This is a genomic window from Micromonospora trifolii (genome assembly GCF_050516465.1).
Classification (GTDB): Bacteria; Actinomycetota; Actinomycetes; order Mycobacteriales; family Micromonosporaceae; genus Micromonospora; species Micromonospora trifolii.
Genome location: NZ_CP191526.1, coordinates 7,206,974 through 7,215,882 on the forward strand (window position 1 = coordinate 7,206,974; position 8,909 = coordinate 7,215,882).

The window sequence follows — 8,909 nt, forward strand, 5'->3', positions numbered from 1 at the left end:
GCTCAAACAATGGGCTGCTCACTTTCATGTCTCCGATTCGCAGGTCCCGGTCGTGGTGGTTCGGCTCCGCGGCCTTGGTGCTGGTCGCCTGCCTGGCCGCCATCACCGTCGTCGCGCCCGCGCCCGCCAAGGCCGCCGTCAACCAGGTCGCGCTCACGGTCATCTCCGACGGCGCCGCGCCCTTCGACAGCCTGGACACTGGTGCGAACAACGGGCGGGTGCGCACCAAGGACGTGTTGACCTACGGCTGGGTGTACTCATCGGATGGTGCCGGCGCGGGCGCGGTCACCTTCGTGCAGACGCTTACCGCCCCGGCGGTGGTCCGCTTCGACACGTCGAACCTGGCCCAGTGCACCGGCCCCGGCGGCGGCAGCCTCAGCGCCGACGGGCAGACGTTGACCTGCGCCGTCGCCGTGGACGCGACGGGCGCGGGCACGGTGCCGATCAGCGTCACCATCGGCGGCAGCGTGCCGAACGGAACGACCATCGGAGCTTCGCTCACCGCCAGCGGCGGCGCCCTCAACGGCGGCACCCAGAGCACCACGGTTGTCGCCCTTCCGCAGCTCAACCTGCAGGCCAACCTCTTCGGCACCCCGACGCCGGCCTCGGTCGGCGGGGCCAGCGGCAGCGGGTTCGCGTTCAGCTTCGTGGTGACCGTGCCGACCACCGCCAAGGGCACCGAACTGGTGACCGGGCCACTGACGTTCACCGCCGACCTGAGCCCGATTTCCGCCAACGCGGTCCTCGTCGCCGGCTCCTGCGCCCCGGTCAGCAACGGCGGATACGGCGTGCCGTACGGCCGGATCGGGATCGTCGCCAACGCCACCGCGGCGAACTCGGTGGTCAACTCCGGCACCGTGGCATGCACCCAGACCGGGCGCACCGTGTCGATCACCATCACCGGCGCCGACCTCGCCGGACGGACCAGCCCGACCGTCGGCGCCCAGGGCAACACCCTGTCGGACACGCTCAGCTATCTGGTTTCCGGCACCTTCACCGTCTTCGTGCCCAGCGGCGACAGCACCTCGACGATCCAGTCCACCATCCAGTACCGGGGCTTCGACCCGACGAGCGTCACCGGGCAGTCCAACTTCGGCACCGGGTACGAACCGGGCGGTGAGCCCGGGGCCGCCACCTGCACCTACGTCGCGGCGAACGCGACCCGGGCGAACGACAACTGCTTCTCGACCACCTTCGGGCCCCGATCGGCCGGGTACAACGGATTCTTCTGGACCACGGACACCCCCGGCGGCGTACCGGCCGGCAACGCGACCAACGGGACCGCGGGCGACGGGATCGCGTCGCCCGGCCAGACCTACTACGACCGGCTGCAGATCTACTCGACCAGTGGACCGGCCCTGGTCGGCGCCGCGATCTGCGACAAGTGGAATCCCGCCGAAACCAGGATCGTCGGGGTCGGGCGGGTGTACCGCAACAACACGGTCGTCGCCCCCACCGAATACCTCGTCGAGTACGGCGTGCTGAACCTGCCCGACGACAACGCCCGGCGGAACACCTCCTGCGCCACCGGCAGTTGGTACAGCTCCATCGAAGCCGCCGGTGGTGCCGCCGCGGTCAACGCTGTTCGCTTCACCGTCACCTGGACCATCGGCAACGGCGAGGTGGACTACTTCCACCCCCAGTTCCAGGTCCAGCCCAACCCGACCGGCACGATCATCGCCAACTTCGACAGCGGACGCCTCGGCGGGGCCGAAACCTGGGGACCGTCCTACTACAACCGGGTGACCAACAACCCCTCGTACACCGGGAACCGGCTGACCCTGACCGACGGCGTGCTGCGGGTGACCCAGTCGAACGGACTGCCGGTCGGCCAACAGTTCGTGGCCGCTGGCAGCACCGTCACCTACACGTTGACGCCCACCGTCACCCGGGCGACGTCGGCCACCTCCCCGGTCGGCGGGGTGACCATCACCGACACCCTCCCCGCGTGCATGAGCTACGTCGCCGGCAGCGCCCGATACGTCTCCGGCGGTGCTGCGCTGGCCGTGGAGTTGACCGCCGCGCAGCATGGTGCGGACGGCATCCCGTGCACCGGCGACAGCGGCGAAACCGGACCGAGGCTCCTGCTCAAGCTCGGTGCGATCACGCCCGGCGCGACGATTCCGGCGATCACGTTCCAGGCCGTCGCGCTGCGCATCGCACTGGACAACACGACCGCGACCAACCTCGCGGTGATCAGCTCGGACGCGGCCGTCGCGATCGACGTCGCCCGCCGGACCAGCAGCAACACCATCGCCGTACGCAACCAGACCCAGTTCGCCCTGTCGGAGTCGACCTCCACCCCGCAGGTCACCGTCGGTGACCCGATCAACTTCACGCTGGCGTACCGCAACGTGAGCGGGTTGACAGTGCCCTCGCTGGTGCTGTTGACCGAGTTGCCGTACAACGGGGACGGCCGGTCCGCATTCACCGGGACCCTCGCCTACACGGGCAGCACCGCGCCGGCCGGTGTGCAGGTCCAGTGCACCAACCGGGCGCACGGCACCATCACCCCCAACCCCGGTGACTACTCCTCGACCTGTGGGCCGGACACCACCGCGCTGCGCATCGTGGTCAACAACCTGGCGAACGCGGCCGTCGACTCGGTGCGGATCACTCTCACTCCGAGCGGCAACCTGAGCGGGGATCGATACGTGAACACCAGTACCGGCAGCTACACCCCCAGTGGTACGACGACGCCGGTGGCGCTGCCGACCACCGAGGTCACCCAGGTCACAGTGGTGTCGTCCGGCATCAGCGGCCGGACCTGGAACGACGTGAGCGCGGACGGCATCCGCCAGCCGGGTGAACCTGCCGTGTCGGGCTTCCCGGTCACCCTGTCGGGCACCAACGACCTGGGCGCGTCGGTCAACCGCTCGACGACGACCGCGGCCGACGGCACGTACGCCTTCACGGGGCTGCGGGCCGGCAGCTACACCGTGACGTTCTCCCCGACCGCGCTCCGGGCCGACCAACGCTTCTCGCCGCGGGCGCAGGGCACCAACAGCGCCGTCGACTCCGACGGCGACCCCATCACCGGCAGTACGGCACCGTTGGCCCTCGGCACCGGGGCCAACCTGAGCGACATGGACCAGGGCATTCGTCTGCTGCCGCCCGCGGTCACCATCACGGCGGCCGACGCCGGATCCGGCTCGGCCACCCTGAGCTGGACCGCGCCCGACTACCTCGGCAGCCCGATCGTGTCCTACACCGTCACGCCGTACGTCAACGGTCAGGCGCAGAGCGCGCGCACCTTCGACGGCACCGCCACCACCCGAACGCTGACCGGGCTCACCCCGGGCACCACCTACACCTTCACTGTGGCGGCGACGAACGTTGTCGGTACCGGCCCGGCCTCGGCAGCCTCGGCACCGGTCAGGGTGAACGCCCCGCCGACCCTGTCCTTCCCGCCGCCGCCGGCCGGCCGGGAATCCGTTCCATACAGTGCGCAGCTGACGGTGGTCGACGGCACCGCGCCCTACGCCTGGACGGTGAGCGCGGGGACTCTGCCCCCGGGGCTGACCCTCGCCCCCGCCACCGGTCTGCTCGCCGGCACCCCGACCACCCCCGGCACCTACTCGTTCACCGTGCGGGTCACCGACGCCAGCGGGCTCTCCGCGACCCAGGCCGTCACGGTGCAGGTCGAGCGCCTCGGTGGCCTCCGGATCAGCGTCCCCGAACAGTCGTCGCTGGGGACGCTCCCCGGCGGGGCCGGCGTCATCGCCGGCCAACTCGGCACCGTCACGGTGATCGACGACCGCGGGCCGGCCGCCGGGTCCTGGCGGGCGACGGTGACCGTCACCGACTTCACCTCGGCTGCCGGCGCCGCGACCATCGGCCGCGAACTGGTCAGTTACTCGTCCGGCCCGGCCATCGCCACCAGCGGCAGCGGCACCTTCACCCCGCAGCCGGGGGTCGAACTCTCCGCGCCGCAGGTCGCCGCCAGCTGGACCGGCAGCGGCGCGAACACGGTGTCGTGGGATCCGACCCTGCGGGTGGTGGTGCCGCCGGGAAGCGTCGCCGGCACCTACACGGCGGCGGTGACCCACTCTGTCCTGTAGTCACGGCGAGTGCCGGCGTGGGTCAGCGGTCGATACCGCGATATGGCGTCAGCGGACGGCGAGCGGAAGAGCCCGACCGTAGCGTCCCCGACGACGGTCCCAAGCGCTCGATCCGTGGGAGGCGACCATGCAGACGACCAAGGGCGGGGTGCCACCGGAGGAGCGAGCCCCGGTCACTGTGCGGGTGGACCGGTGGCGGGCGGGGCTGCCTCCGGATGCGTGGCCCGACACCCTTCCGGCGAGCGGCGAGATCTGGCGGCGCGACGTGTTCGCGGTGGCCGATGCGTACCGGGCGGGGTCCGCGAGCCCACGGCAACTACTGACGGCCGTGCTGGTCTGGGCTTACGGACCCATCGGGTACGGCCCGTGGCGCGCCACCAGGTCGCTCGACGCCGATCCCGACGGCAAACGCCTGGCGTACGCGCTGGAGGAGGTGTCCACCCCGGCGCCCGACGAGGACGCGCTGCGTACGGCGTACCGCCGCTTCCGCGACCCCGACCACGCTCGTCTGCCCTGGTTGGGGCCGGGCCTGTTCACGAAGGTCCTCTACTTCGTCGGCTACCGGCGCGGGGTGGGCGGCGTGCAGCCCCTGATCCTCGACCGTGTCGTGGCCGGCCTGCTCCCCGCCGAGGCGGGTGTGGGCCGGCGCAACGGCTGGTCGTCCGAGGAGTGGCTGGCCTATCTGCGGTGGGCGGCCGAGCAGGCTCGGGTCAGGGGAGTGGAGCCGGACGCGGTGGAGATGGCTGTCGTGCCCGACCGGTGAGGTGGCTATCGGGCAGCGCGTAGGCGGGTGTCCAGCGCGTCGAGGTCGGGGACGAACCAGACCTGCCCGCCCTGGTTCGACTCGTGCACCAGGGCGCGCAACGCGGAACTCTCCGCGAGTTGCGCCGAGATGTCGCCGACGACGGCCAGCCGCACCCGGTAGTTGACGAACTTCTGCATCACGTCGCCGGCGAAGCGGGTGCCCAACGAGAAGAAGCGTTCGTCGAGGCGGTTGGCCGGCACGGCGACCACCTGGGCGCCGAGGAACGCCGCCCCGATCAGGTCCAGCGCGTCCTGCTCGGTGGTCACCGGCGGCCCCGCCGGGTCGCAGACCAGCACCGGCACCCCGGCGCGTTCCTGGATCTCGTCAGACATCGTGGACCTCCCGGTCGAGCAGGCCGTTGTCGGCGTTGAGGACGGCGTCGAGCAGGTGCAGCAGTTCGGCGGTCGCGGCCGGGTCACCCAAGATGATGATCTTCACGCGCTGGCGTTGCTCGTCGTACACGGTCTGCACCCGCAGCGGGTTGGCCTGGTCGTGGCCGGTGTTGGCGCTGGTGAGCACGAGCGTGCCGAGCCGGTCGGCGGCGGCCCGGTCGACGCCGTCGATCTGCACGATGCTCGACACCTCCGCCTGCCTGGCGACGCTCGGCGCGGCCGGGGCCTGTCCGGTGAGCGCGTCGAGGTCGCTGGCGGCGATCCGGTACTGCTTGCCGATCCGCACCGCCCGGAGCCGGCCCGAGCGGATGTAGCCGCGCACGGTACGCACGTGCAGGTTGAGCCGGTCGGCCACCTGCTCAACTGAGTACATGTCTTCCGTCATCGTTCCCTATCCTACGCCGACAGGGAAGGTTAGGGATCCATGGTACCTACTCGTTGGCGACATCAGCTCCAAAGGGGCTCCGCGTCATGTGGTCCCCAGCCGTCGGGGGTGGTCAGGTCGCTGCGGACCGCAGCGTGTCCGCGACCGGACGACGTGCGGCGGCCAGAGCGGGGATGGCGGCGACCGCGGCGACCGCGAACAGGACTCCGCCTGCCGCGGTGAGCGTCCAGGAGGCGGGCGGGTACCGCTCCCCGTCGAAGAGCAGGTACAGCCCGATGCCGAAGGGGATCCCGGCTGCGACGCCGGGTACGGCGGGGAGAAGCTGCGCCACGGCCAGCCCCGTGCCGGCCTGAGCGGGGGTCGCGCCGAGAGCGCGGGCGACCGCCAGCGGGTGCCGGGTGTCGAGGGCGGCGGTCCAGGTGCTCACGACGGTGTTGAGCAGCGCGAGGAAGCAGGCCACCCCGGCGACGATGAGCATGGCCTGGAGCGTTCGCTCGTTGCGGGGGTCGGGAAGTTCCGAGTAGCCGAGATTCAGTGGATCGTCGTCCTGCGCCAGGAGCGAGAGGACGGCGGCGAGCGCGGTCGTGGTGATCAGGGTGTTCATGGTGACGAGCCGGGCACGGTGTGGCCGCCGCGCGTTGATGCGTACCCCGATCAGCAGAGCGGTGGGCAGCCGGCGCGACAGCCAGATCGTCCAACGCCGACGACGTGGTGGCGTGGTGGCGTCGGCCAACGCCTGGACGGTGCTGGTGGCCGCGGCGCGTAACACCGGCCCCAGGGTCGCCGCGACGGCGATCGCGAGGGCGAACGCGGTAGCGGTGACCACCACGCGCAGCGGCGGGTACACGCCGACGGAGCCGACGAATCCGGCGCTGGGACGGAACAGTAGGGGCGCGGCGAGCCAGCCGATGGACAGGCCGGCCCCGGCGGCGGCGAGCGCGACCACAAGGTACTCGGCCAGGTGGACGGCAGCGATCACGCCAGGCCCGGCGCCGACGGCCTTGAGCAGCCCCACCCGTCGGCGCCGGGCGATGACCCGACCCGCGACGATGCCGGCGACTCCGACCACCGCGAGGCCGGTCAGCAACCAACTGCCGACCATCAGGGCCGTCTCCGCCTGCCTGTTCTGTCGACCGCTGCTGTAGGCGATATCCCGTGCCGACCGGAAGATCCAGCCGCGGAAGCGGGGATCGCCGCCCGACGGGTCGACGACCTTGACGCCAGCCTGCGGATCGATCAGTTTGAGGTTCAGGGTGTATGACAGTGGCTGTTTCCCGGCCAGGGTGGCGATGTCGCGGCGATCGACCCAGGCCAGGCCGCCCTTCTCCACCAGGTTTCCGCCCGGCAGGTGCCAGTGAATCTGCGGGTACACCGGCCTGGCGGCGGTGACCGCGAACCCGTTTACGCGCAGTGGGTGGCCGTCGACGCCGACCGTGTCGCCGAGGCGCAGGCCGAGGGCGTCGGCGAAGGTGCGCTCGACGACCACGCCGCCGGGGCGTACCCAGGTCCCGTCGGTCACCGCCGGTCGATCGACGGCGGCCGGGGTGCCGTCGCGGCCCTCGACGATGACCCGGACGGTCGTGTCGCGGGCGGTCATCGCCAGGAAGGCCAGCGGGAAGGGCCCGCCGTGCTCGGTGACCCCGGGCAGGGTCGTCAGCGGGGCGAGCGCGTCCAGGGCCTGCGGCCCGGGGAAGCCCGGCTCCACCACCAGGTCCGGGCCCGCGGTGGCGGCCCGGGTTCGCTCGTACGGGCGGGTGACCAGCTCGTTGAGGGTGAGGCCGAGGGTCAACGTCGCGGTCGCCGCGGTGATCGCGACCAGCAGCAGTACGTTCTCGGTCCGGTGCTGACGCAGGCCTCGCATCAGCAGTCGCCAGATGAGCAGCAGGCGGCCAGCCACCTCAGCGCACCCCGCCGTAGACGGTGCCAGTGCCGGTGTCGGCGAGGAGGCTGTCGTCGGCGAAGGCCCCGTCCCGCATGGAGATCACCCGGTCGGCGACCGCCGCGATGCGGGCGTCGTGCGTGACCACCACGAGGGTCTGCCCAGTGTTGCGCAACTCCTCGAACAGTCGCAGCACCTCCAGGGTGGCGGCGCTGTCCAGATTGCCGGTCGGTTCGTCGGCCAACACCACCTGCGGCTCGTTGCTCAACGCGCGGGCGATGGCGACGCGCTGGCGCTGGCCGCCGGAGAGTGCCGAGGGCAGGTGCGTGGCGCGGTCGGCCAGCCCGACCTGGTCGAGCAGGTGCAGGGCGCGCCGCCGAGCGCGACCCGGCGACCACCCGGCCAGCAGGGCGGCCATCTCGACGTTCTCCACCGCGGTGAGTTCGTCCATGAGGTGGAAGGACTGGAAGACGAGACCGATGGTGTCGCGCCGGAGTCGGGCGAGGGCCCGCTCGCTCATCGTGTCGATCCGGCGGCCAGCCAGCCACACCTCGCCGTCGGTGGGGCGTTGCAACCCGCCCAGCAGGTGCAGCAGTGTGGACTTGCCGCAGCCACTCGGTCCCATGATCGCCAACGTCTGCCCGGCGGGCACCTCCAGGTCGACCTCATCGACTGCGCGTACCAGCGCGTCGTCCCATCCGTACCACCTGCTCAGCCCGCGCGTCCGCACCGCGATCGACCCGGTCATGCCCCCGCCTTCCGTCCCGCTCGACCTCGCTCGGACCACATGCGCTCGCACGCCTCCAGCCACTCCAGATCAGCCCGCAGCCGCAATACGACGCCCTCCAACAGCAACCCGGCAACCGGATCCACCGACCGCTCCAACGCCGCACGTTGCGCGTCGCGCAGACGGCGCAGCACCTCACGCCGCTGCGCGTCCACCAACGCCACCGGATCGGCCAGCCGGGCAGCCGCGGCGGCGACCAGCTTCAGGTGAAACTCCGTGAGGTCCGGCTTCGGCCAGCTCACCTCGGTCAGCCAGCCGGCGACCCGCTGCTGCCCGGCCGGGGTCAACGCGTAGACCCGTCGGTCGGGCCGGTCCGGCAGGCCGTCGGCTCGCTCCGAGGTCACCAGACCGGCCCTCGCCAACCGGGCCAGCGTCACGTAGACCTGCCCCGCGTTCATCGCCTCGCCGAGCGGGCCGAGCGCGTTCCGCATCCGGCTGCGCAGCTCGTATCCGTGCGCCGGCTCCTTGGCCAGCATGGCCAGCACCACGTCCTGCACTCCGGCACACCCCTCGAATCGACCGCTAATAGATAACCGCTAGCTATGCCACTGTCAAATTCCGACGCTCATCGTCGGAGGGGTCCAGTACCGTCTGGAAACC

General features: G+C 71.4%; 7 protein-coding genes. 2 read left to right on the plus strand and 5 right to left on the minus strand.

Annotated features, from left to right (window positions below):
* Positions 1–26: 26 nt before the first annotated feature.
* Both ACQRWP_RS33655 and ACQRWP_RS33660 read left to right on the plus strand, forming a co-directional pair.
* Positions 27–4,061, plus strand: a complete 4,035-nt coding sequence (locus ACQRWP_RS33655) for an SdrD B-like domain-containing protein (protein ID WP_430500152.1) — start codon at positions 27–29, stop codon at positions 4,059–4,061.
* 127 nt (positions 4,062–4,188) lie between these two features.
* Positions 4,189–4,824 carry a hypothetical protein gene (locus ACQRWP_RS33660; RefSeq protein ID WP_430500153.1) on the plus strand — a complete coding sequence of 212 codons (636 nt, stop codon included), beginning with the start codon at positions 4,189–4,191 and terminating at the stop codon, positions 4,822–4,824.
* Positions 4,825–4,829: 5 nt separating this feature from the next.
* On the opposite strand, the gene ACQRWP_RS33665 is transcribed toward ACQRWP_RS33660, so the two are convergent.
* The 5 genes from ACQRWP_RS33665 to ACQRWP_RS33685 all read right to left on the minus strand — a co-directional run bounded on the left by ACQRWP_RS33665 (position 4,830) and on the right by ACQRWP_RS33685 (position 8,806).
* A complete protein-coding gene (locus tag ACQRWP_RS33665) occupies positions 4,830–5,198 on the minus strand; it encodes a DUF4180 domain-containing protein (RefSeq protein ID WP_430500154.1) in 369 nt (122 codons plus the stop codon).
* Entirely contained in the window at positions 5,191–5,643 is a 453-nt protein-coding gene (locus tag ACQRWP_RS33670; RefSeq protein ID WP_430500156.1) for a helix-turn-helix domain-containing protein, read from the minus strand. The genes ACQRWP_RS33665 and ACQRWP_RS33670 overlap by 8 nt, the downstream gene beginning before the upstream one ends.
* Positions 5,644–5,755: 112 nt before the next feature.
* The gene (locus ACQRWP_RS33675; protein ID WP_430500157.1) at positions 5,756–7,540 is read right to left on the minus strand and encodes an FtsX-like permease family protein; all 1,785 of its coding nucleotides are present in this window, start codon (positions 7,538–7,540) and stop codon (positions 5,756–5,758) included.
* Between the two features lies 1 nt (position 7,541).
* Complete coding sequence (locus ACQRWP_RS33680; protein WP_430500158.1) at positions 7,542–8,270, minus strand: ABC transporter ATP-binding protein; 729 nt, start codon at positions 8,268–8,270, stop codon at positions 7,542–7,544.
* The gene (locus tag ACQRWP_RS33685; RefSeq protein WP_430500159.1) at positions 8,267–8,806 is read right to left on the minus strand and encodes a PadR family transcriptional regulator; all 540 of its coding nucleotides are present in this window, start codon (positions 8,804–8,806) and stop codon (positions 8,267–8,269) included. Before ACQRWP_RS33685 ends, ACQRWP_RS33680 begins: the two co-directional genes overlap by 4 nt.
* Positions 8,807–8,909: the final 103 nt, after the last annotated feature.

Coding starts and splice junctions, on each gene's coding strand:
- ACQRWP_RS33655 (WP_430500152.1), top strand. CDS start 27: ATGTCTCCGATTCGCAGGTCCCGGTCGTGGTGGTTCGGCTCCGCGGCC.
- ACQRWP_RS33660 (WP_430500153.1), top strand. CDS start 4,189: ATGCAGACGACCAAGGGCGGGGTGCCACCGGAGGAGCGAGCCCCGGTC.
- ACQRWP_RS33665 (WP_430500154.1), bottom strand. CDS start 5,198: ATGTCTGACGAGATCCAGGAACGCGCCGGGGTGCCGGTGCTGGTCTGC.
- ACQRWP_RS33670 (WP_430500156.1), bottom strand. CDS start 5,643: ATGACGGAAGACATGTACTCAGTTGAGCAGGTGGCCGACCGGCTCAAC.
- ACQRWP_RS33680 (WP_430500158.1), bottom strand. CDS start 8,270: ATGACCGGGTCGATCGCGGTGCGGACGCGCGGGCTGAGCAGGTGGTAC.